Source organism: Marinobacterium sp. xm-d-579 (assembly GCF_013282935.1).
GTDB lineage: Bacteria > Pseudomonadota > Gammaproteobacteria > Pseudomonadales > Balneatricaceae > Marinobacterium_E.
This window is the reverse complement of record NZ_WBYP01000002.1, coordinates 127,702-151,211: the sequence shown is the minus strand read 5'-3', so window position 1 is coordinate 151,211 and position 23,510 is coordinate 127,702. Positions and strand designations below refer to the sequence as shown.

Sequence of the window (23,510 nt, the reverse complement as noted above, 5' to 3'; positions counted from 1 at the left end):
TAAGAAAAAATCATCGCTAAATTTGCTAAGAACTGTAACACACAATAGCTCAGCGGTGCGCAAACTGATAGAATTCACTACCTATTAAATTCGCTTTCACCCCTGAGGTTAAACACAGATGTCTAGCAATACCAATACCCCTTCAATCAGCTATAAAGATGCTGGAGTCGATATCGATGCAGGTAACGCCCTTGTCGAGAAAATCAAAGGTGTTGCTAAACGCACAGCCCGTCCAGAAGTGATGGGCGGTTTGGGTGGTTTTGGTGCTCTGTGTGAAATCCCAGAGGGTTACCGCCAGCCAGTACTGGTTTCTGGCACCGACGGTGTCGGTACTAAACTTAAGTTGGCCATGGATCTTGGCCGTCATGACAGCATCGGTATCGACTTGGTCGCCATGTGTGTCAATGACCTAGTCGTTGCTGGTGCAGAGCCACTATTCTTCCTTGACTACTACGCTACAGGCAAACTGAACGTCGATATGGCGGCAGACGTTGTATCCGGTATTGGTAAAGGGTGTGAACTGGCCGGTGCCGCACTGGTCGGTGGTGAAACGGCCGAAATGCCAGGTATGTACGAAGGCGACGATTACGATCTAGCCGGCTTCTGTACTGGCGTTGTCGAGAAATCTGAGATCATAGACGGTTCTAAAGTAAAAGCCGGTGACGCTCTAATCGCACTGGGCTCATCGGGCCCTCACTCAAACGGTTACTCACTGATTCGTAAGATTCTTGAAGTGTCTAACGCGGACCTAAACCAACCAATGGGCAAGGGTACGCTCGCAGATGCACTGATGGAGCCCACTCGCATCTACGTTAAATCGGTTCTTGAGCTGATCTCGAAGGTACAGGTTAACGCTCTGTCTCACATCACCGGCGGTGGCCTTCTAGAGAACATCCCACGCGTACTTCCTGAGAGCGCAAAAGCGGTGATCGATACCAATAGCTGGGAGATTCCAGAAGTATTCCGTTGGATTCAAGCCGGCGGCAACGTTGATCAAACAGAGATGTACCGCACCCTTAACTGTGGCGTTGGCATGGTGATCTGTGTTCCTGGCAGTGAAGCTGATAAGGCCATTGAGATCCTGTCTGCAGCTGGCGAAGAGGCTTGGCTGATCGGTTCAATCGCAAACGCTGCCGCGGGCGACGAGCAAGTTGAGCTGGCAGGTATGAGCCACTAACTATGAAGAACATTGTAGTTCTAATCTCAGGGTCGGGATCGAATCTACAAGCCATCATAGATGCTACCGCCAACGACCAGCACTGCCGTGTTGTTGGCGTGCTCTCAAACAGAGAGAGAGCCTATGGTTTAGAGCGCGCTAAAAAAGCCGGTATAGAGACAGCTGTGGTTGATCATACCCATTTCGATTCACGCCTTGCGTTTGATAGTGCACTGATGGAGCAGATCGATGCATGGCAAGCGGACCTCGTGGTATTGGCTGGCTTCATGCGGATCTTGACAGACGAATTTGTTCAGCACTTCAGCGGTCGACTTCTTAACATCCACCCCTCTCTTCTGCCTAAATATAAAGGCACCAACACCCATCAGAGAGCATTGGAGGCTGGCGATACAGAGCATGGCTGTACTGTGCACTTTGTCTCAGAAGAGCTGGACGGCGGAGCTGCCATCATTCAGGCTGCTACCTACATCGAGCAAGGCGACACTGTTGATTCATTGATCCAAAAAGTGCATCAGCTAGAGCATAAAATCTACCCACTTGCAGTCTCTTGGTTTGCCTCTGAACGCATCACTCTAGAGAACAACCGAGTCTTTCTAGACGGATCACCTTTGGGTGAAACAGGCTACCTTTACCGAGTGTAAATGAGGATTAATGGGAAGATGAGAAGTTGGGTAGCACTGTTATCGATACTTCTTATCGGCCCATCCTTTGCTCAACCTACCCCTTTTAAAGCCTCTTACAGTGCCAACATCGATCTTTTAATTGATGTTCCAGTGACTGCGACACGAGAGCTCGTTAAAACCTCCACAGGAACCTGGCGATTTACCAACAGAGCCTCAGCGTTTATGGCCAAGCAGAGAGAAACCAGCGAGCTCAAATTCAGTCATGGTGAGTGGTCACCGCTCTTATACAACTACGAGCGCAGTCTGTTTGGTCGCTCACGCTCTATCTCAATTGACTTTGATGAGGCTGGAGGCCGAATTACGACACTGGTCAATGGGGACCCCTGGAATCAACCTTGGGAGAGTGCAGTTCAAGATAGGCTCAGTTACCAGTTTCAACTCAGAGAAGATTTAAAGTCAGGGCGGCAACAACTTGACTATAGAATCGCTGATGGTGGGCAGATAAAAAATTATCAGTTTAATCGGCTGGGCGAAGAGTTACTGAGAACCCCTGCTGGAACCTTTCTATGTGAAAAATTGCAACTGGTTCGAGCCGGCCAACAGCATACGACTCTTATCTGGATGGCAAAAGAGCTCGACTACCTCACCATACGTTTAATCCGAATCGATGCAGACGGCAAAGAGCACCTTCTTAACTTAAAATCCGTGGAATTTTATGATTGATTTAAAGACCCTATCCGATCAACTGTTAGAGCTTGAAACCGTCTCACTGGACAACCCTGATCAGCTGTTTGCGATCTCCTATATCAGGGGGCATATCGATCTACTTCATAGCCAAGATGCAAAACTGAATCTAGCTCAATTGATCACTGAGATTAGCGAATCATTCAAGGTCGACAAGATGTCAGCAACCGATCAATCACTTGTTTTAGAGCTGTTGAATTCATTTTAATTCTTAGACTCTACACCTTCGAATAAATCCCCTTTACATCCCCCGTCGTAATTGACAATTCGCAAATTAAGAGTACGATACTTATCTTAAGCTATAAGCATATAACTAAAGTCTAGACAGACCGTTAATTGCACCTTAAAAGCTAGATGGAGCATCCAATGCAGCCTATCGTTAAAACCTTCTTTGATGAACCAACCTTTACCTTCAGCCATGTTGTTTCAGACTCTGAAACGAAAGAGTGTGCAATTATCGATTCCGTTCTCGATTTCGATTACGCGTCAGGTAAAACTGATCGAGTATCAGCCGATCAAATCATCACCTACATAAAAGAAGAGGGACTGCAGACCAAATGGATTCTTGAAACTCACGTTCATGCCGATCACCTATCTGCAGCACCCTATTTAAAGGATCAACTGGGCGGCACCTTAGCCATTGGTGATCACATCACTGTAGTACAAGATGTTTTCGGCAAAGCGTTTAATGCCGGTACAGAATTCGAACGTGATGGCAGCCAGTTTGATCATCTATTCAAAGATGATGAGTCATTTAATATCGGCTCAATCGCTGCAAAAGCGATCCACACACCCGGACACACCCCTGCTTGTATGAGCTATTTAATCGGTGACGCTCTGTTTGTGGGTGACACCTTATTCATGCCTGACTACGGAACCGCGCGTTGCGATTTTCCTGGGGGCGATGCAACAACCCTCTACCAGTCGATTCAGAAGCTATTCACCCTACCGGATGAGACCCGTGTCTTTATGTGTCATGACTACAAGGCACCTGGTCGTGATGAGTACCAATTTGAAACCACCATCGGTGAAGAGCGCCAGCACAATATTCACGTCAGCGTAGAGCATGATCAGGCTGACTTTATTCAAATGCGTGAATCACGTGATGCAACACTTGATATGCCTCGCCTGATTCTGCCGTCGGTTCAAGTCAATATGCGTGCTGGTCACCTGCCACCGGCTGAAGATAACGGGCAGCGCTACCTAAAAATTCCGGTAGACCTTTTCTGATTAAGGAAACATTTCATGGATGTAAGAAAACTCACCGATTCAATCAGCGTGTCACCTCAAGTAGCGATTGAAGATATTAAGTCCATTGCTGATGCAGGCTTTAAAACCGTCATTTGCAACCGACCAAACGGCGAGAGTGAGGATCAACCTGATTTAGCACTGATTGAAGCGGAGTGTCAGAAGCTAGGGTTAACCTACGTCTCTCAGCCCGTTATCTCTGGCAACATCAGCGACCAAGATGTTGAGGCATTTGATCAATTCTTAGCTTCTGCGCAAACCCCAATCTTCGCTTTTTGTCGCACCGGCACTCGCTGCACCATGCTATGGGGAATGGCAGAAGGGTCAAGACAGGAAGCCCAAGCGATTATCGATAAGGCCGCTAATGCTGGGTATGACCTTAACGGAATTAGAGCGCGAATCGAGGCACGTCAGTAATAAAGCAGCGTTTTCTGCTTTTCAGGATTAATACTTTGAAGAACTATTTTCCGATTTTAGACTGGGCAAAATCGTACAATAAGCTGACGCTGACCAACGATCTTATCGCGGCAGTGATTGTAACGATCATGTTGATTCCTCAATCACTGGCCTATGCTCTGCTTGCTGGATTACCGCCAGAGGTGGGGCTATATGCAAGTATATTGCCACTGATCGCTTACGCTATTTTCGGAACCAGCCGTACCTTAGCCGTTGGTCCAGTTGCGGTTGTCTCCCTGATGACCGCGACCGCTTTAGGCAGCCTCGGACTTGCCAACACCACCGATTATATTGCTGCTGCCGGTGCTTTGGCGCTCATTTCGGGCACCCTGCTAATACTGATGGGCTTTTTCAAATTGGGCGCGATGGCCAATCTGCTCAGCCACCCGGTGATATCCGGCTTTATTACCGCCTCTGGACTGATCATCGCCGCCAGTCAGCTAAAACACATTCTTGGCATCAACGCGTCTGGCCACAACCTATATGACATTCTCTCTTCAATCATCATTCACCTAGAGGACACCAACATCCCGACTCTGATTATCGGCGTCTCTGCTACAGTCTTCTTGTTCTGGACACGTAAGAGCTTAAAGCCCCTTCTGCTTAACACCGGCATGAACTCAAAATTGGCTGATGTCATTGCCAAAGCGGGACCTGTTTTAGCTGTAGCCGCCACGGCCTTTGCGACCTACTACTACCGCCTAGAGCTTGAGGGGGTCAAAGTCGTTGGCATCGTTCCAACAGGACTACCAGAGTTTGCACTGCCACATTTTGATGCAGAACTTTGGCAACAACTGTTCATATCAGCCATGCTGATCAGTATTGTCGGATTTGTTGAGTCAGTCTCTGTTGCGCAGACACTGGCAGCGAAGCGTCGTCAACGAATCGATCCCAGCCAAGAGTTGATTGGTTTAGGCGCATCCAACGTAGGTTCAGCAGTATCTGGCGGCTTCCCAGTGACAGGTGGATTCTCTCGCTCCGTTGTCAACTTTGATGCCGGCGCAGAGACACCGGCTGCGGGCGCATTCACAGCAGTGGGTATTGCAGTCGCTACCCTCTTCCTAACACCGCTTCTATTCTTCTTACCCAAAGCGACACTGGCCGCAACGATTATTGTTGCTGTTCTGTCATTGGTCGACCTTGGCGCGCTAAAACGCACCTGGAGCTACTCGAAGCCTGACTTCATGGCAATGCTGGCAACCATACTGCTGACGCTGTTAGTCGGTGTAGAAGCAGGCATCATCGCCGGTGTTACCCTATCGATCGCACTGTTTCTGCATCGCACGAGTAAGCCACACGATGCGATTGTCGGCCGAATTCCCGGTACAGAGCACTTCCGTAACGTCGATCGTTTTGAGGTGGAGTACGATGAGAAGATCATCACACTGCGTATCGACATGAGCCTTTACTTCGTTAACGCGCGTTATTTAGAAGATCGTGTCTACGACCTGATTGCCCAACAAAAAGGGGTCCAGCACTTTGTTCTGATGTGCCCAGCCGTCAACCTGATTGATGCGTCAGCCCTAGAGTCCCTTGAGGCGATTAACCAGCGACTCAAAGACTTTGGCGTCTGCTTCCACCTGTCAGAGGTAAAAGGCCCGGTAATGGATCAGCTTAAGAAGAGTCATTTCCTAAACGAACTGACTGGCCAAGTATTCCTCAGCCAATACCAAGCCTGGTGCACTCTTCATAACGAGTCCGATACGCGCATGAGCAAATGTGCCAAAGCGGCTTTGTCCGACTAAAGACAGACATTAGAGTGGTTTAATGGCACACTGAAGGCTAACTTTAAGTGTGTATGGTTTCATGAGTAAAACGCTTCGTTGGTTTATCGCGACCACTCTATTTTTAGCCCTAGCGATTGGAGTTGAGTTAACAATCAGGTGGAGATCCATTCTCGAAGATTGGCAGACTCTCTCTATAACCAATCTACTCTTTTTGACCCTACTCACCTTTATCTCATACCTCCTAAGAGCTGAACGTGTCTTTAACTACTTTGCCTCTGAATCACACTCCCGCGTTAGCTACATAAAGATCAGCTTTCTACATAACGCGCTGAATAACTTTTTACCGATGAGACTCGGTGAAGCCGCCTTCCCATTGTTGATGAAACGTGAATTTTCAGAATCCATGCTGACCACATCGGCGGGGTTGCTGGTGATTCGTTTGATGGACCTCCATGCTTTACTACTTCTTGCTTCGTTTGCCCTCTTCTCAGTAACACCCTTACTGGGAGGCATAGCTTGTACAGCCCTTATCTTGTTACCACTGTTAATGAGAGCTGGAGGAGAGTCACTAATCCGTCTATTTCCTAACAAAATTAAGAACTTACTCAACAAAGTTGAACACCTATGGCCAAAAGACTATAGGCTGTTAGGCAAAACCTACCTTATTACTCTACTTATATGGATTGTGAAGTTGGTCGCACTTATTCTGATCCTAATGAGTTTCCTTAATATCGACTTTTTCAATGGTGCACTGGCTGTCATATTGGCCGACATATCAGGCGTTTTGCCGATTCATGGACTAGCAGGTTCTGGCACTTATGAGGCTGCAATGTTAGCTGCTTTATACCCGATGGGATTTGAAACCATAGAGGCCGTAAAAGCGGCCATTAATGTGCACATCTACCTTTTGGGCGCGTCACTGCTATCTGTCCCTATTGCGCTACTTCTGCCCAGCCCTAGCAGGAAAACTAGCTTTTAAAAAGAGACGACAAACTTTGTTAAGAGTCAGCCATAAGGTATGATTCACCACTCAAATCCAGATACGAGATCACCATGTCAAACAGACCCACCCTCTCCGTTGTAGTTCCTATGTATAAAGAGGAAGATGTCGCACAACTGCTTGTCGAGCGGGTTCATGATGGTCTTTCTGATTACCAAGGTAACTGGGAACTTGTCTGTGTGGACGATGGATCACCCGATCAGACGGTAGATCGCTTAAAGGCCGCCGCAGAACAGTTTGGTAATCAGGTTAGAGTCATTGAGCTGCAACGTAACTTTGGTCAGACAGCGGCTATGCAAGCGGGCATTGATGCAGCACGTGGTGAACTGATCGTGACTATGGATGGGGATCTACAAAACGATCCTAAAGACATCCCTAGAATGGTCGATGAGCTCATTGAACGAGACCTCGACCTACTCCAAGGCTGGCGAGTCAATCGTCAAGATGCCGCCATCAAACGCAAACTGCCGTCAAAAATTGCCAACCGTTTGATTGCAAAAATTACTGGGGTAAAACTTCACGATTACGGCTGCAGTCTTAAAGTGTATCGCGCGTCCGTGCTTAAACAGGTGCGTCTGTTCGGTGAAATGCACCGTTTCATTCCCGTCTGGGTTGCTGGTGTTACTTCACCCAGACGGATTGGTGAAACACCTGTAACACACCATGCTCGTGAATTCGGTGAGTCTAAATATGGCATTAGCCGAACCTTTCGAGTGATTATCGACATCATTTCCGTCTTCTTCTTTCTTCGTTACAAAGCACGCCCTGGACACTTCTTCGGGTCGATTGGCCTAGCATCCGGTGCCATCGGCGGTGCTATGCTGAGCTGGCTATTTGCCGTTAAATTTTTCTTAGGCGAAGACATCGGCAGCCGTCCAATGTTGATGATCGCCATCTTTTTGATCTTGATGGCTTTGCAGTTTCTAACCACTGGCGTTATCGCAGAGATGTTGAGTCGAATCTTTTTCCAAGATAATCGAAGCGCCAGTTTTGTTGTTCGTCCATCAGCTCCCATTGCTGATGATGAGTGCTGGAAAAGAGCTGATCACGAATAATGCTAACGCTGTTTAGAGATCGCAGTTTTCAATTTCTGTTATTTGCGGCTGCGCTTTTATTTGCTTACCGTGAATGGATTACGCAGTCAGCACCGATTCACCTCTTTTTTGATGAAGCCTACTACTTTGGCTGGTCGCAGAGCCTAGACTGGGGCTATTACTCTAAGCCACCAATGGTGGCATGGCTGATTCGAATCACCACGGATCTATTCGGTAGCAGCGAGTGGGCAATCAAACTGGCCTCCCCGCTTCTCTACTCAATCACTTCGCTTATCCTGTTCTCGATTGGTCAACGTCTGCACTCGACTAGAGCAGGACTTTATGCCGGCTTACTGTTTCTTACCATGCCGCTGGTTAGTTTCAATTCATTGTTCATTACCACGGACGCACCCCTGCTCTTTTTCTGGACATTAGCTCTTTTGCTCTTTTTGAAGGCACAGCAGTCCAATCAATGGGTAGTATGGATGGCTGCTGGTATCGTAGGTGGACTGGGGTTGCTCTCTAAATACACCTTCATACTCTTTCCGGCAGGCTTTCTAGTCTACGCTGCGATTTCAAAAGAGGGTCGCGAACTCCTAGCTAACCCCAGATTTTGGGTCGCCTGTGGCATTGCTATTCTATTGCTACTACCGAACCTGTGGTGGAACTATCAACACGACTTCATCAGTTTTCAGCACACGGCTGAGATCTCTCAACAATCTGAATCCAGTTTCAGCATTGTTCGTTTAATCGAATTTTTGGCTACTCAACTTGCCGTAGTTGGCCCCGTGAGTGCACTAGCGCTTTTCGCATCAACTTTCATGCTAAAAAGAGTGAAAGGTACAAAGCTTCTATGGGCAATATTCATACCCATCTTTTTGGTTATCAGTTTTCAAGCACTCTCAGCACGAGCCAATATTAACTGGGGTGCACCGGCTTACATAACCGGTGTATTACTGGTAGCGATTCTTTTATCACTCAGAAACAGCCACAAAATACTCACCTTGGCTGTGAGCATCAATCTATTATTAATGATTGGCTTTTATCACTACACATCAATTCAAAAGGGTCTAGGGTTCGAACCAACCCCGAAAAACAATCCTTACTCTAGAATCCAGGGTTGGTATGAACTCTCTAACGAGATTGCCCCATCATTAGCTCAGTACCCTGAATTAATTGTTGCTAGTGAATCTCGCAAAGTTGCCGCCTATTTTGGTTTCTACCGTGATCCAAAAAATTTAAATGCAAGAGCGTTAGATTTAGACAATCACATTAAGAGTCACTACGAACTCCTCTACCCTGTCTCAAATGAACCGGAAGCGAGCTTTTTATTTTTAAGTGAGCGAATGGATGCAAAATCACTGGAGCGTTATTTCAATCAAGCAGTACATTTAGATTACAAAAAAGTGACTGTCATGAAGGGGCTTGAGCGACAGGTCTATGTCACACTAGTCAGAGGTTTTAAAGATGACAATTAGGAGTGACCTCTTACTAACCATCTTATCAGTGATCCTATTTACTACACTGCCAAATTTAGATCTTTGGGTCTCTTCACTTTTTTATGATGGTACGTTTTTCTCAAAATCATCTCTCTTCTTTGGCTCAATCTACTGGCTATTTGCTTATCTTCATTTTGCAATCTTGCCGATTCTTATTATTCTTGCGATCTATTTCTGGATGACGACCACTGATAAAAGTGACCCTTTTCAAAAAAGGATCTATACCTTTTTGTCACTCTCTTTGATTTTAGGCCCGGGCATATTGGTTAACGCCCTGTTGAAAAACAACTCGATCGGCCGTGCTCGCCCGTCACAAATCACCGAGTTTGGCGGGCAAGCAGACTTTACTCGTGCCTTTGAATATTCAGGCGCCTGTGACAGCAACTGCTCGTTTGTCAGCGGTCACGCGTCGATGGGATTCTTCTTTATCGGCTTGGGCTGGTTAATGCAATCTAAGCGCTGGTTCTACATTGGTTTAGGAATTGGCGTGATTGTTGGTATCACACGGATTGTCCAAGGTGGGCACTTCCTATCCGATACTGTCTTTGCACTCTGGGCGGTTTATTGGGTGAACATGGGGTTGGGCAAGATATTAAAGATCAAATCCCCCATTTAGAGCGGCTGACAGGCTAATGCCAGTCACCGAACAAACTATAAAGTGACTGGCTTCAACCTGTCATCGGCTTTATCAGCCGGCAGTGATCCGATTCATTCCCCTCAACCTATACCTCTGCATCAACAGAGGTACACATGCCAACCCCCATCAATATTGTCTGGTTCAAACGCGATCTTCGCCTGACCGATCACCGACCTCTAAAAGAGGCGATTGAATCAGGCTTACCTCTACTGCTTATCTACATTTTCGAACCTGAGCTCATGGAAGATAGCCACTACAGTGAACGTCACTGGCGGTTTATCTATCAGAGCATCAACGATATCAATCATCAGCTTGCGGCATTTAATTCTGAAATAGTCATGCTCAACGGTGAGCCAACCGAGGTGCTCTCTAAAATACTCTCGATCACGAATGTTCACTCAATCTATAGCCACGAAGAGATCGGCATGGCCAAAACCTTTGCCCGTGATAAACGGGTAAAGAGGTTATGCATGAAGCAGGGCATTCAGTGGAATGAGTCACCCTACGGAGCCGTTATTAGAGGCGCTCGCAGTCGCGATAACTGGCTGGATAATTGGGATGCACGGATCAAAGGTCCACTGCATCAACCGGACCTAAGCCAACTGATCCCTGCTAGGCTTGGTAACTCAAACCCACTAACCTACTTCAAACCTCAACCTGATTGGTTAGAGGCTGACTCCCTGGTGCAATACGGCGGCCCAACTGCAGCAGCATCTGTAATAGAGAGCTTTTTCAAGGAGCGTGGTCAGCTCTATTCCAAAGCGATCTCGAAACCCTCCGCCTCTCGCAAGCACTGCAGTCGACTGTCCCCCTACCTTGCGTGGGGAAATATCAGCCTGGCTGAGGTTTACCAACAATCCAAACCCTCTTGCGTCAGAAGTCAGTGGGAGAAATCTCTTAGAGCGTTTCGATCTCGTCTGCACTGGCACTGCCACTTCATTCAAAAATTTGAATCTCAGATCGAGATAGAAACCCAACCGATCAATGCCGGCTACAACCAATTTCCGTGGCGAACAGATAAAAAAGTCGAAGAAGATCTAAAGGCGTGGGAGAGTGGTATGACAGGCGTGCCTCTGGTTGATGCCTGCATGCGAGCACTCAATCGTACCGGTTACATCAACTTTAGAATGCGAGCGATGCTTGTAAGCTTTCTATGCCACTACCTAAAGATTGATTGGCGCCTCGGCTCACCTCACTTAGCTCGACAGTTTCTCGATTTTGAACCGGGCATTCACTTCCCACAGTTACAGATGCAAGCAGGTACAACGGGTATTAATACGTTAAGAATCTACAACCCCACCCTTCAGGCCGAGGAGCATGATCCAGAGGGTCACTTCATCGCGAAATGGGTACCTGAACTAGCGGAACTACCTACAGAGCTAAGATACACCCCCTGGGCTATGGGTGGACTTGAGAGACAGATGCTAGAGAGTGAGCAGAGCTATCCAGATCCAATTATCGATCTAAAACATTCAGCTGCTGAAGCCAGAGAGCTGTTTTGGGGTTGGCGTGAACGGCCAGAGGTTCAGATGCATAATCGAGCCATTCTTAGGAGGCATGTGATTGAGTAGCTTGCCGTTAACTCAACAGCGGATGACAGGCTGAAAGCCAGTCACCTTGGTAGTACTGACGTGACTGGCTTTAGCTTGTCACCTAACGGAGCTCCCGTGACTGGCTTTAGCCTGTCATCGGCACCAACAGCGTTTCAGAAACTACCTAGAAAGCGCATACCCCAACAACCCAAAGTAATCCTCAAACGCTTTATCAATCACATTAGCTTCAGACTCAAATGGATAGAGCCCTTTCGTATCTCGCACAATATCCTTAGGGTTGATCAATAGGCTATTTTTGATAACGGCTCTCGAGATCCAAGCCTCAAAAGCACGAGCAAACAGCTCCTCTGGCAAGCTCCAATAGAGCGATCCTGCTTGCTTATCTAGAACAACGGATCGAGTGACATAGTCACTTGGACTCTGCTTATCCTTTGAAAGGTAGAGCGTCGTGTAGAGCCGGTCTAAGGCATCATTCAGCGGATGCACTTTGTGGGTAAAGTCAGCCAACCATGCTGTCGTTGCGAAACGTGCGCCAACCTCCTCTTCGAAAGAGGTCTTAGCCAGATAGTGGTCTAAAGCGTGCGCCCACTCATGAGCCAAACTGCCAATTCCGGCTTTTTTAGCCAGGGCGAGGGTTCGAGCTGAGGGTTGATAGTGCGCACAGACACCGGGACGTCCACCGGTGCCATAATGGAGTGATAGTTCGCCACGAAGTGACAGCGCAAAATTTGGAAGACCGAGAATCTCTTGCAGATCTAACAGAGCAATAAAGAACTCTTCAGCCCGTATCGCCTGCTCTTCAGCGGTGACCCACCCACCAATGCGCACCGAACGAAAATCGAAGAAATTGCGAATCTCATTAAACCCAGGGTTGTGACCCAGATTTCGGGGAGGGCCTCGTCGCCAAACGCGCTGCATTCGTTCTACAAATCAATCTCGATCAGAGGCGTTTTACTGCGTGAACAGCAGACCGTCATTTGTCGATTTGAGGCCTGCTCCTCTTCGCTTTGATACAGATCTCGGTGATCCGGCTCACCGGAAACAACATCAACTAGACAGGTACCACAGACACCCGATTCACAAGAGAGAGGCACAAAGACGCCTGCATTCTCTAGAACTTCAGCAATGGTTTGATCAACCGGTACCAGATACTCATCACCGGTCGATTTCAACTTCACGGTAAAGGGCTGGTCACCCTCTTCCACTTCTAGAACGGTCGCATTGAAATACTCACGATTGATCTGATCTGTGCGCCAGCCAGTCTCTTTGGCGGCCTCTAATAACGCATCAATAAAACGCTGTGGGCCACACACATAGAGCTGCTCATCGGCCTGAGGATTTGCCAACTCAGAAGCCAGATCAAGCCCGCCATCACTAGAGAAAGAGAAACGGCAGGCCTCAGAGAAATCACACTGCTGAAGTTGAGAGTAAAAGGCCGCTCTCTCCGGTGACTTTGCTCGGTAGAGTAGATCAAATTGACTGCCTCGTGCGTTCAGTTCACGCGCCATCGCAAGCATCGGTGTTATACCGATGCCTGCCGCAAATAAACGGTGATTGGACGCTGTTTTCAAGCCAAAGTGATTTTGCGGCTCATCCGCCTCAATGACGTCATCGAATTCAAGCGCAGCAACGGCTTTAGAACCCCCACGTGATTCAGTTTCAATCAACACTGCAAGTTCATAGTACTGAGTTGATGTGCCAGGGTTACAAATTGAGTACTGTCGGCTCAAACCGGTACCTAGGTGTAAATTGATATGTGCTCCTGCAGCTACTTCCGGCAGTGGCTCGCCTGATACGGATTCCAACTTCAGGCTCACAATCTGATCGGTGAGTGGAGCTTTACTCGCAACCCGCAGCTTAAGCATTGCCCGCCTCCTGTTCTAACTTAATCGCACGCTCAATCATACGGCGCGCCTGAACACCGCCGGCATCAATATCCAATTTAAGCAGGTCACGATCTGGGTAACGATCCAAGTTCTTCTGCTGCGCTTCCAGTACTTCAAGATCTTCAGTAAAGATACCACCCTGCCCTTCACGAATCTTATCGGTCAGCGCTGTATCTTCAGGCTGGAAGTTTCTCGCCATACCCCAGAAGTAGTGCATGGTTGAATCCGTCTCAGGGGTAATAAAATCGACCACCACACTGCTAGCACGTTTCTCAAGCGGTGCATCAATACCACCGTTACCAGCCAGCGCTACGCCTACGTCAATCATGATGTGACTCGGTGCATTAAAACGGCAGATCTGCCAACGATCGACGATTGCATTAGGGTCTAACCCCTGAAACTCCATCGCCATCTGCCAGAACGGAGGGGCTTTAACCTCAGGCATAAAGCGCTCAGTAATGACCTGATCACCCTCCATACGCGTTTTCACCGGTGCTTCATCGATCTCTTTCTGACCGATGCTGGTCGAGTGAACGTAGGTCTCGTGAGTAAGATCCATCAGATTATCAATCATCAAACGGTAGTCACACTTGATGTGGAACAGGCCTCCACCATAAGCCCAACCTTCATTCTCAGCCCAATGGAACTTAGGCAATTTAGACTCATCCGCTTGGGCTTTATCACCCGGCCACACCCAGATAAACCCGTACTTCTCCATCACTGGGAACGAGCGCGTGCAAGGGAATCGATCGGTACGCTGTTTAGGCATCGAGATCGTCTGACCATCTGGTCCCATACGCAGGCCATGATAACCACAGACCAACTCACCCTCTTCTACATACCCCAACGACATGGCCGCACCACGGTGAGGACAAAAGTCTTCAATACAGGCGATGGCATCATCTTTACCACGGTACATAACCAAGTTGTGGTTACAGATGGTGCGACCGAGTGGTTTATCGGTCACTTCAGATGACATAGCCGCGACGTACCAGGCGTTTTGAATATGCATGACGCACTCCTTTTAATTTTATGAAGTCAGTATCTCAATTGGCTTAAGAACTCCCAACTCAAAAAAACGCCAATTAATTGCACTTTTCGGTCAAATAATAGAAATTAAAGGTAAATAACATCAATGGATTTACTTTTTTCGTCATGCAAAGATCTACAAAGTCATCTACAACACCCAACTATGCACTCTACGGTGACAGCCAGAGTGACGCTCAAGCGGGGTTTGTTCATATAGAAACAGTTCAAGAGAGTAGCAGACCCTATCGCGGTGTTATCAAACCGCATAAGCATAGCGATCTATTTCAGGTCTTAATCATTGAACAAGGTGAAGCTGAGATTCAACTGGAGGAGGATCAAGTCTCAATTAACGAACCGGTCATTGTTACGTTACCACCAGAGAACAGACACGGTTTTCACTTTCACAGCGGTATAAGAGGAGTCATTTTAAGCATCGCTCTGCCGATTATTCAGCAAGACATCGATATTGTGACCAGCAGCGCCTCTATTCTTCTTTTGGGGGATAAAGAGGAAGCGGCAAAACAGATACTGACGATCGCAGAACTTTTAATAGAAGAGCAGCAACAACCTACCGATCAACAGAGCGTTTCACTGCAACTGATCCACACACTGTTCGCAATGATCAAAAGAGTGGATACCGCGTTAACATTGAGTGAGAAGCTACCCGATGCGTTGAAACAGTTTTCTCAACTGATCGAAAGAAATTTAGAGAACCGATTGGATATTGATGATTACGCATCTCAGTGCGGAGTTTCAACGAGTACCCTCAATCGTCTGTGCAAAAAGCACTTTGGAAAAAGTGCTCTACAAACGATCAATCAGCGTTTAGCCATTGAGATCAAACGACGGTTAGCCTTCACTCAGAGGTCAATCGCCCTGATATCGGATGAGTTAGGGTTCAGTGATCCGGGTTACTTTACAAGGTTTGTAAAACGGGAACTTGGCGAAACACCGATGGCGTTTCGAAAAAGACATCAGTTTGACGTAGAGAGCGGGTGACAGGCTGAATGCCAGTCACCAGTGTACAAATTACGCTACGGAGCCGCCGTGACTGGCCTTCAGCCTGTCATCGGCACTACCAGCAGACTTCCAGACCCTATACCAACGCCGCTGCAGCCCCAATCAAACCCGGCTCTTCAGCCGTCATAACATAGGTCGGAATGGTCGACATGTACTGATCAAAACGCCCTTTAGCTTCAAAGCGCTGTCTAAACCCACTCTCGATAAAGAAGTCGAGCATCTTAGGAACAATTCCTCCAGTGACGAATACACCACCCTGGGCTCCATATGAGAGAGCTAAGTTACCGGCAACACTGCCATAGATTTTACAGAACTGCTCAAGCGTCTCTAATGCAAACTGATCTCGCTCTTCAAACGCTAAGCGACTGATCTCGGCAGGTGAGATTCGCTCAACCGGAGAGCCACGTAATTCCGCTAACGCTTGGTAGATGTTTTGAATCCCCATACCCGACACAAGACGTTCTGCTGAGACACGTTCATAACGTTTTAACAACCAACGCAGAATCGCAACCTCTTGCTCTGTGGTCGGTGCAAAATCGACATGCCCGCCCTCGGTCACCAGAGGAATAGACGCTCCTCCTGAGCGAACTAACCCTGACACACCTAAACCCGTGCCTGCGCCCAACACAGCAATCGGGAAATCCTCTAAAGGCTCTCCACGACCCACCTGAATCAGTTGATCACCCGTCAGATTAGCCGCAGCATAGGCCATCGCAGCGTAATCATTGATGACAGAGAGCTGTTCAATACCAAAATGGTTCTGCAGATCTCGCTTTGAAAATACCCAACCGTTGTTGGTCATCGAAATCCTATCGTTGTGAGTAGGACAAGCGATGGCAATACAGCAACGATCGGGAACATCACTTCCAAGATCACTAAGGTACTGTTTAATCGCCAGATCAATCGATGCAAAGTCATCGACTGCTAAATTACGAATATTAGTCGGATTAATAGAACCCGTTTCAACCATGGCAAAACGCGCGTTGGTGCCACCGATATCGGCAATTAGAGAGAAGTTGTCCACACTCATACCTATTTTGCTGGGTAACGTGTCTCTTTTAATGAGTCTTTGATGTTCTTGAGGTGCTTAAGGAAGTCCGGTCCGCGACGTAACGTGACACCCGTCGCCAGTATATCGATTACGGTCAGGTGCATAATACGAGAGGTCATTGGCATGTAGACATCGGTATCTTCTGGTGCATCAACCTCAACAACAATAGAACAGTGCTGTGCCAGTGGTGAATTCGGTGCGGTAATGCCAACCACGGTGGCACCACTCGCACGGGCTAGCTCAGCAATATCAACTAACTCACGAGTACGACCGGTGTAACTGATAATGACAATAACATCGCCTGTAGAAGAAGCAGCCGCAGTCATACGCTGCATCAGTACGTCGTCGTAAGCGACGACTGGGATGTTAAAGCGGAAGAACTTGTGCTGAGCATCTTGCGCAACCGGCCAAGAGGCACCCAAGCCAAAAAACATGATCTGCTTAGCCTGAATCAACTGATCCACCGCTAGATTGATCATCTGTGGATCAACGGTCTTCTTAGCAGTGACCAACGCAGCGATGGTCGCGTCGATGATCTTGTTGGTGTAGCTCTCTGAGTCGTCATCAGGTTCGACACTGCGACTAACATAGGGAACACCGTGTGCTAACGCCTGAGCTAGATGCAGTTTAAAATCTGGGAAACCGGCTGTATTGAAACGTTTACAAAAACGATTAACCGTCGGCTCACTCACCTGAGCAGCGCGAGCTAATACGGCAATAGAGGATCTTGTCGCCGCCTGCGGGTCTGCAAGAATGACTTCAGCGACTTTACGCTCGGATCGGTTCAGCGACTCAAGCTCTGCACTGATCTGCTGCATGATGTTAGATGGCATTAGCTACCTCAACAAATTTCATCGAAATCTAATTAAGTTACTTTAACACACCAAAGGTTAGTAAAAAACTTACGAATTAAAAGAAATTACGTAAGTTAATAACTTTTATGAGAGTAGCCTTAAATAGCGTAAACCCTATGAAAATTGGCTATATACGCTATAAATAGGGTCATTATTGCAAAAAAGAATAGGGATTTTATAACCCATACGATTGAACTTTAGACGAAAGTCGGCAAAACTGTACGTAAATTTACAACATAAACTGATAATAAAATTAGTTACGAGGGTTTTGAAATGACAATTCGCGTTGGCATTAACGGTTTTGGCCGTATCGGCCGCATGGCGTTCCGTGCAATCTACCAAGAGTTCAATGGTGATATTGAGGTGGTTGGTATTAACGACCTACTTGGCTCTGAATACCTGGCTTACATGCTGAAATACGACTCAGTGCACGGTCAATTTAAAGGCGATATCCAAACCGACAACGGCAACCTAATTGTGAACGGCAAAACCATCCGCCTAACCGCTGAGCGCGATCCTGCTGATCTTGCTTGGGGTGATATCGATGTCGATCTCGTCCTTGAGTGTACTGGCTTCTTCCTAACCGAAGAGGGTTGTCAAAAACATATTGAAGCAGGCGCTAAGAAAGTCGTCATGTCGGCTCCATCAAAAGACGGCACTCCGATGTTCGTTTATGGCGTAAACCATGAAACCTACGCAGGCCAAGCGATCGTCTCTGCAGCCTCTTGTACAACCAACTGTCTTGCACCCGTGGCTAAAGTCCTAAACGACAAATGGGGTGTGAAACGCGGTCTAATGACAACGGTTCACGCCGCTACAGCGACTCAAAAAACCGTTGACGGCCCATCGGCAAAAGATTGGCGCGGCGGTCGTGGCATTCTAGAGAACATCATCCCCTCCTCAACTGGTGCAGCGAAGGCAGTGGGTGTGGTACTTCCTGAACTCAACGGCAAACTTACCGGTATGGCATTCCGTGTACCAACAACAGACGTTTCAGTCGTTGACCTGACCGTTGAGCTAAACAGTGAAGCGAGCTACGAGGATATCTGCTGCGCAATGCGTGAAGCTTCAGAGACAGGTGCTCTGGGTGAAACGCTAGGCTTTACTGATGATGCCGTTGTTGCAACGGATTTCCGTGGTTGTAACAAGTCATCGATCTTCGACTGCAAGGCTGGCATCCAACTGGACGATACCTTTGTGAAAGTGGTCGCTTGGTATGACAACGAGTATGGCTACACTTGTAACATGCTTCGTTTTGCTAAAGTCGTTGCTCAATAAAACTGAACAACCATTTCATACAAACGCCATCTAATCGTGGTATAAGATCTCTACAACTATCTACAACTGAGGGCTAACACCGGTTAGCCCTGCTTACCCACCGAAAGCAGATTGCTTAAGGATTTAAGATGCAACGCAGAACCAAAATTGTCGCTACCCTTGGCCCAGCAACCGATTCACCAGAGGTACTTGAACGCCTCGTTCAAGCGGGTGTGAACGTTGTCCGATTAAACTTCTCGCACGGCGAGGCGGATGATCACAAGAAGCGCGCAGCAATGGTTCGCGAAGCAGCCGCTAAAGCGGGTCGATTCGTTGCGATCCTGGGTGACTTACAAGGCCCTAAGATTCGTATTGCTCGATTCAAAGACACTAAGATCCATCTCAAAGTGGGTGATCGTTTTGCTCTGGACTCAAGCATGGACAAAACGGCCGGCACACAAGAGGCTGTTGGTATCGACTACGAGCAACTGGTAGAAGATTGTAAACCAGGTGATGTGCTACTGCTTGATGACGGTCGTGTACAGATGCGCGTTGTTGAGAAGAAGCTAAACCGCTTAGAGTGTGAAGTGACCGTGGGTGGCCCACTCTCAAACAATAAGGGCATCAACCTACAGGGCGGTGGCCTTTCAGCGGCCGCTCTGACTGAAAAAGATAAGGCAGACATCATTACCGCAGCAGAGATCGATGTGGACTACCTAGCGGTCTCCTTCCCTCGCTCAGGTGCTGACATCACAGAAGCGCGCGAACTGATGAATGCGGCCGGTGGTGACGCAGGTATTGTTGCCAAGATCGAGCGGGCAGAGACGGTTAGCTGTGTCGAAAATATCGATGAGATCATTCTGGCATCCGACAGCGTCATGGTGGCTCGTGGCGACCTGGGCGTAGAGATCGGCGATGCAGAACTGATCGGTATTCAGAAATTGATCATCGATCGTGCACGCACACTGGATCGCACCGTAATCACAGCAACGCAGATGATGGAGTCGATGATCTCCAGCCCAATGCCGACACGTGCAGAGGTTTTTGACGTAGCCAACGCTGTTCTAGATGGAACCGATGCTGTAATGCTTTCAGCAGAAACCGCCGCTGGTGAATTCCCAATAGAGACCGTCGAGGCGATGTCTCGCGTCATTATTGGCGCTGAGAAGAATCGTCAATCTCAAGTCTCTAAGCACCGTATGAACGAGCGGTTCCACAAAATCGATGAATCGATCGCCTTGGCGGCTATGTATACGGCTAACCACTTAGAGGGTGTCACTGCGATTATTTCTATGACTGAATCAGGGGCTACACCCCTTCTGATGTCACGCATTCGCTCTGGCCTACCGATCTTCGCCTTCTCAAAGAATCCAAAGACACAGACCCGCGTGGCACTCTACCGTGGCGTTAAAACCGTTCCGTTTGATTCAGAAGCGGTTCCCAACGAAGAGATCAACCAACGTGCTGTCGAAGAGCTACAGCGTCGTAAGGTAGTAAAAGAGGGTGATATCGTCTTGATTACTAAGGGCGACTACGTCAACGCTCAGGGTGGTACCAACACCATGAAGATCGTTCGCGTCGGACCGAATATTAAGTAACCGCATCACTTGAGGTGTCTGGCCTTCAGCCTGACACCCTTATTTATTGAATGGGTCAGACCAACAGTCTGGCCCATTTTTGTTGGAGCCTTATCGAAGATGAGGCGATAGCCTTCTCGCTTCACCCAGGGCTAGCTCCTACACCGCTAAGTAGTTATGTAGGAGCTAGCCAAAGGCGAAGCGAACTTAACAAAATAAGCCGATTCGCGGCCTTTTCAAGACCGCTCCAACGCTTTCCTACGCCACACTCTTAACGCACTGCAAAAAATTTAAGAAGCCGTTAAGAGGTATTTTTGACTTGTTTCTTAATCGTTCCCTGACTAAATTACGTAGCTACTAAATCGATTAAGTAAAACGTCTGTTTTGCATAATCTTATAACTGCAGGAAGCAGTATTAATAATAAGCAACTGGAGGTTTTTGGTGGCATCGGTCAATCTGAGCAACCTAAACAAAATTTACGGCGAAAAAAGCAAAACGCCGGTCCACATTCTTCATGATGTTAATCTCGACATCACCGACGGTGAGTTTGTGGTATTCGTTGGGCCTTCAGGCTGTGGTAAATCAACCCTACTTCGTTGTATTGCAGGACTTGAAGAGATCTCTTCAGGCGACCTGAATATCGCTGGTGAGCGCGTCAACGATCACACACCTAAAGAGCGTGGCATCGGCATGGTCTTTCAGTCATATGCGCTCTATCCGCACATGTCCGTCTACCACAACATGGCGTTTGGTCTTGAACTCTCTGGCATGCCTAAGGATGAGATCCGCAGCCGCGTAACTGAAGTGGCTAAGACTCTGCAACTGGATCATCTACTGGATCGTAAGCCTAAAGCTCTATCAGGTGGCCAGCGCCAACGTGTTGCTATAGGTCGCGCCATAGTTCGTGAGCCTAAAGTCTTCCTTTTCGACGAGCCTCTTTCTAATTTAGATGCGGCACTACGTGTTCAGATGCGTATCGAAATTGCTCGTCTTCACGGTACGCTAAAGAACACTATGATCTACGTGACTCACGATCAGATCGAAGCGATGACGCTTGCAGACAAAATCGTCGTTCTAAGCGCAGGCCGCATTGAGCAGGTGGGTGCGCCACTGGAACTGTACCACCGCCCTGCTAACCGTTTTGTCGCTGGTTTCATTGGCTCACCGAAGATGAACTTCCTAGAAGTGAGTGTCGATGCAGTCGAGAAAAATCAGATCACGATCTCTCTTGATGGTCACTCTCTGACGCTAGATCGCCAAACTGATGCTTTTGCCTGCGATAAAGCCGCACTTGGCATTCGCCCAGAACACCTAACAGTAGATGGTAGCGGCGATCTCTTTATTGAGAGCACCGTCAGCCATGTCGAGCATCTTGGTGACCAGTGCATGATATATATGGATTTGGAAGGTTTGGAATCACCCGTTGTTGTTGTCGCTGATGGCGATGTCACTGCAAAGAGCGGCCAAACATTAAAGCTCGGCATTCCGGTTGAACGTTGTCACCTGTTTGATCAGAACGATCAGCGTGTGCTTCCGGTTGAATAAGAATTTGAGTTTCGTGCATTCGGCATGATTTTCACGGGTTGAGCACCCGGCATAGTGCAAGCCGCTCACACAATAAAATCAAAACAGAGGTTTACCCTGATGACTCTACGTAAGACTCTTTCGGTAGCAATCGCACTTGCTACTCTTTCAGGCACAGCGGCAGCTGAAGGTCTAAAGTTCGATAAAGCAGACAACCGTTTCTCTTGGGATTCACTGTCAAAATTCGAAAAGATGGATCTAAATGGCAAAACAATTCGCTTTGACGGCCCATGGATCGATGGTGACGAAGCTAACCTTCGCACAGTGATTGCCTACTTCGAAGAAGCGACCGGCGCGACTGTTGAATACAACGGCTCTAACGACTTCGAACAGCTTGTTCTAGTTGATATGAAAGCGGGCAACCCACCCAACCTAGCAGCATGGCCACAACCTGGTACCGTGTCTGAGCTAGCATCACAGGGTAACCTAGTCGCTCTATCTGACAGTGTTGAGCAAGCGGTAGCAACTAACTACGCAGCAGGCCAAAGCTGGGTTGATCTAGGTACTTACAAAGGCGCTGACGGCAAAGAGGCGATGTTTGGTCTTCCATACAACGTTAACTTGAAGTCACTCGTTTGGTACGTACCAGAGAACTTTGAAGAGATGGGTTACGAAATTCCACAATCGATGGAAGAGCTAATTGCCCTATCTGATCAGATCGTTAAAGATGGCGGCACACCTTGGTGTATCGGCATGGAGTCTGGTGGTGCAACCGGTTGGGTTGGTACTGACTGGATGGAAGATCTAATGCTTCGCACTCAGCCACCTTCTGTCTACGATCAGTGGGTTTCAAACGAGATGCCATTCAACGATCCTAAAGTGATTGAAGTCATGAACACCTTCGGTCAGTTCGTGCTGAACGACGACTACGTGGATGGTTCATCTTCTGCTGTTGCTTCGATCTTCTTCGGTGACTCACCAAAAGGTTTGTTCGATACACCACCTAAGTGTTACATGCACCGTCAGGCGTCGTTCATCCCTGCATTCTTCCCAGATCAGTACAAAGAGACGATCGGTACAGATTCTGACTTCTTCTACTTCCCATCGTACGAAAGCAAAGATCTAGGTAACCCTGTTCTTGGCGGTGGTACGTTGATCACGATGATGAAGGACTCACCAGAATCACAAGTCTTCATGGACTACCTGACTTCACCAATCGCACACGAGTTGTGGATGGCTGGCCAAGGCTTCCTAACACCACACAAAGGCGCGAAGCTTGAAGCTTACTCAAGCGACACGCTACGTAAGCAAGGTGAGATCTTCTTGAATGCAACAACCTTCCGCTTCGATGCGTCTGACCTAATGCCAGGTGCTATCGGTGCCGGTGCATTCTGGACAGGTATGGTTGACTTCACTTCAGGCAAATCGGCTGAAGAAGTCACTACCGACATCCAAAAAGCTTGGGATGCTATCAAGTAATAGCGCCCACCTTCGCTTCATCTGCGATAAAGCTCCTACACTCTTGTAGGAGCGATCTCGCAGAGGTCGCGATTCAAAAGAGGGATCAGACTCAAGGTCTGATCCCACTCTCTGATCGACTCATATTGAGACCA

Annotated in this window: 22 protein-coding genes; 17 read left to right on the top strand and 5 right to left on the bottom strand. The window is 47.9% G+C overall.

Features of this window, described 5'->3' with window-relative positions:
- Positions 1–118: 118 nt before the first annotated feature.
- The 12 genes from purM (at position 119) to XMD579_RS04355 (ending at position 11,716) form a co-directional block, all read left to right on the top strand.
- The gene (purM, locus tag XMD579_RS04410; protein WP_173505917.1) at positions 119–1,177 is read left to right on the top strand and encodes a phosphoribosylformylglycinamidine cyclo-ligase; all 1,059 of its coding nucleotides are present in this window, start codon (positions 119–121) and stop codon (positions 1,175–1,177) included.
- Positions 1,178–1,179: 2 nt separating this feature from the next.
- A complete protein-coding gene (gene purN / locus XMD579_RS04405; RefSeq protein ID WP_173498110.1) occupies positions 1,180–1,818 on the top strand; it encodes a phosphoribosylglycinamide formyltransferase in 639 nt (212 codons plus the stop codon).
- Positions 1,819–1,836: 18 nt separating this feature from the next.
- A complete protein-coding gene (locus XMD579_RS04400) occupies positions 1,837–2,523 on the top strand; it encodes a DUF3108 domain-containing protein (RefSeq protein ID WP_173505916.1) in 687 nt (228 codons plus the stop codon).
- Positions 2,516–2,752 (top strand): YfcL family protein, encoded by a 237-nt coding sequence (locus XMD579_RS04395; protein WP_173498112.1) that lies wholly within the window; start codon positions 2,516–2,518, stop codon positions 2,750–2,752. Before XMD579_RS04400 ends, XMD579_RS04395 begins: the two co-directional genes overlap by 8 nt.
- 158 nt (positions 2,753–2,910) lie before the next feature.
- Complete coding sequence (locus XMD579_RS04390; RefSeq protein ID WP_173483162.1) at positions 2,911–3,774, top strand: MBL fold metallo-hydrolase; 864 nt, start codon at positions 2,911–2,913, stop codon at positions 3,772–3,774.
- 15 nt (positions 3,775–3,789) lie between these two features.
- Positions 3,790–4,209, top strand: coding sequence for a TIGR01244 family sulfur transferase (locus XMD579_RS04385; RefSeq protein WP_173483163.1), 420 nt, complete (start codon positions 3,790–3,792; stop codon positions 4,207–4,209).
- A gap of 26 nt (positions 4,210–4,235) precedes the next feature.
- Positions 4,236–5,993: a sulfate permease gene (locus XMD579_RS04380; protein ID WP_173506133.1), complete on the top strand. Its 1,758-nt coding sequence runs from the start codon at positions 4,236–4,238 to the stop codon at positions 5,991–5,993.
- Positions 5,994–6,054: 61 nt separating this feature from the next.
- The gene (locus XMD579_RS04375) at positions 6,055–6,954 is read left to right on the top strand and encodes a lysylphosphatidylglycerol synthase domain-containing protein (RefSeq protein WP_173505915.1); all 900 of its coding nucleotides are present in this window, start codon (positions 6,055–6,057) and stop codon (positions 6,952–6,954) included.
- A 74-nt stretch (positions 6,955–7,028) separates the two neighbouring features.
- Entirely contained in the window at positions 7,029–8,030 is a 1,002-nt protein-coding gene (locus XMD579_RS04370; protein ID WP_173498113.1) for a glycosyltransferase family 2 protein, read from the top strand.
- Positions 8,030–9,487, top strand: a complete 1,458-nt coding sequence (locus XMD579_RS04365) for a glycosyltransferase family 39 protein (protein ID WP_173505914.1) — start codon at positions 8,030–8,032, stop codon at positions 9,485–9,487. The genes XMD579_RS04370 and XMD579_RS04365 overlap by 1 nt, the downstream gene beginning before the upstream one ends.
- Positions 9,477–10,124 (top strand): phosphatase PAP2 family protein, encoded by a 648-nt coding sequence (locus XMD579_RS04360; RefSeq protein WP_173483167.1) that lies wholly within the window; start codon positions 9,477–9,479, stop codon positions 10,122–10,124. Before XMD579_RS04365 ends, XMD579_RS04360 begins: the two co-directional genes overlap by 11 nt.
- Positions 10,125–10,258: 134 nt before the next feature.
- Positions 10,259–11,716, top strand: coding sequence for a deoxyribodipyrimidine photo-lyase (locus tag XMD579_RS04355; RefSeq protein WP_173505913.1), 1,458 nt, complete (start codon positions 10,259–10,261; stop codon positions 11,714–11,716).
- Positions 11,717–11,857: 141 nt separating this feature from the next.
- Here the strand turns inward: XMD579_RS04355 and XMD579_RS04350 are convergent, their stop codons facing one another.
- Genes XMD579_RS04350 through XMD579_RS04340 form a run of 3 tightly spaced genes read right to left on the bottom strand, consistent with a single transcriptional unit; the run spans position 11,858 to position 14,596 of the window.
- A complete protein-coding gene (locus XMD579_RS04350; RefSeq protein ID WP_173505912.1) occupies positions 11,858–12,616 on the bottom strand; it encodes a CLCA_X family protein in 759 nt (252 codons plus the stop codon).
- Positions 12,617–12,621: 5 nt separating this feature from the next.
- The gene (locus tag XMD579_RS04345; RefSeq protein WP_173505911.1) at positions 12,622–13,563 is read right to left on the bottom strand and encodes a PDR/VanB family oxidoreductase; all 942 of its coding nucleotides are present in this window, start codon (positions 13,561–13,563) and stop codon (positions 12,622–12,624) included.
- Complete coding sequence (locus XMD579_RS04340) at positions 13,556–14,596, bottom strand: aromatic ring-hydroxylating dioxygenase subunit alpha (protein WP_173505910.1); 1,041 nt, start codon at positions 14,594–14,596, stop codon at positions 13,556–13,558. The genes XMD579_RS04345 and XMD579_RS04340 overlap by 8 nt, the downstream gene beginning before the upstream one ends.
- Positions 14,597–14,739: 143 nt before the next feature.
- Here XMD579_RS04340 and XMD579_RS04335 point away from each other — a divergent pair, with 143 nt between their 5' ends.
- The gene (locus XMD579_RS04335; protein ID WP_173505909.1) at positions 14,740–15,612 is read left to right on the top strand and encodes a helix-turn-helix domain-containing protein; all 873 of its coding nucleotides are present in this window, start codon (positions 14,740–14,742) and stop codon (positions 15,610–15,612) included.
- Between the two features lie 97 nt (positions 15,613–15,709).
- On the opposite strand, the gene glk is transcribed toward XMD579_RS04335, so the two are convergent.
- Both glk and XMD579_RS04325 read right to left on the bottom strand, forming a co-directional pair.
- Positions 15,710–16,663 carry a glucokinase gene (gene glk / locus XMD579_RS04330; RefSeq protein WP_173494357.1) on the bottom strand — a complete coding sequence of 318 codons (954 nt, stop codon included), beginning with the start codon at positions 16,661–16,663 and terminating at the stop codon, positions 15,710–15,712.
- A 2-nt stretch (positions 16,664–16,665) separates the two neighbouring features.
- Entirely contained in the window at positions 16,666–17,517 is an 852-nt protein-coding gene (locus XMD579_RS04325; protein ID WP_173481555.1) for a MurR/RpiR family transcriptional regulator, read from the bottom strand.
- Positions 17,518–17,811: 294 nt separating this feature from the next.
- On the opposite strand from XMD579_RS04325, the gene gap reads away from it, so the two are divergent.
- The 4 genes from gap (at position 17,812) to XMD579_RS04305 (ending at position 23,376) form a co-directional block, all read left to right on the top strand.
- Entirely contained in the window at positions 17,812–18,816 is a 1,005-nt protein-coding gene (gap, locus tag XMD579_RS04320) for a type I glyceraldehyde-3-phosphate dehydrogenase (protein ID WP_173481556.1), read from the top strand.
- A 128-nt stretch (positions 18,817–18,944) separates the two neighbouring features.
- Positions 18,945–20,393: a pyruvate kinase gene (pyk, locus tag XMD579_RS04315; protein WP_173505908.1), complete on the top strand. Its 1,449-nt coding sequence runs from the start codon at positions 18,945–18,947 to the stop codon at positions 20,391–20,393.
- A gap of 421 nt (positions 20,394–20,814) precedes the next feature.
- A complete protein-coding gene (locus XMD579_RS04310; RefSeq protein ID WP_173505907.1) occupies positions 20,815–21,918 on the top strand; it encodes a sn-glycerol-3-phosphate ABC transporter ATP-binding protein UgpC in 1,104 nt (367 codons plus the stop codon).
- A 99-nt stretch (positions 21,919–22,017) separates the two neighbouring features.
- Entirely contained in the window at positions 22,018–23,376 is a 1,359-nt protein-coding gene (locus tag XMD579_RS04305; RefSeq protein WP_173494355.1) for an ABC transporter substrate-binding protein, read from the top strand.
- Positions 23,377–23,510 lie beyond the last annotated feature (134 nt).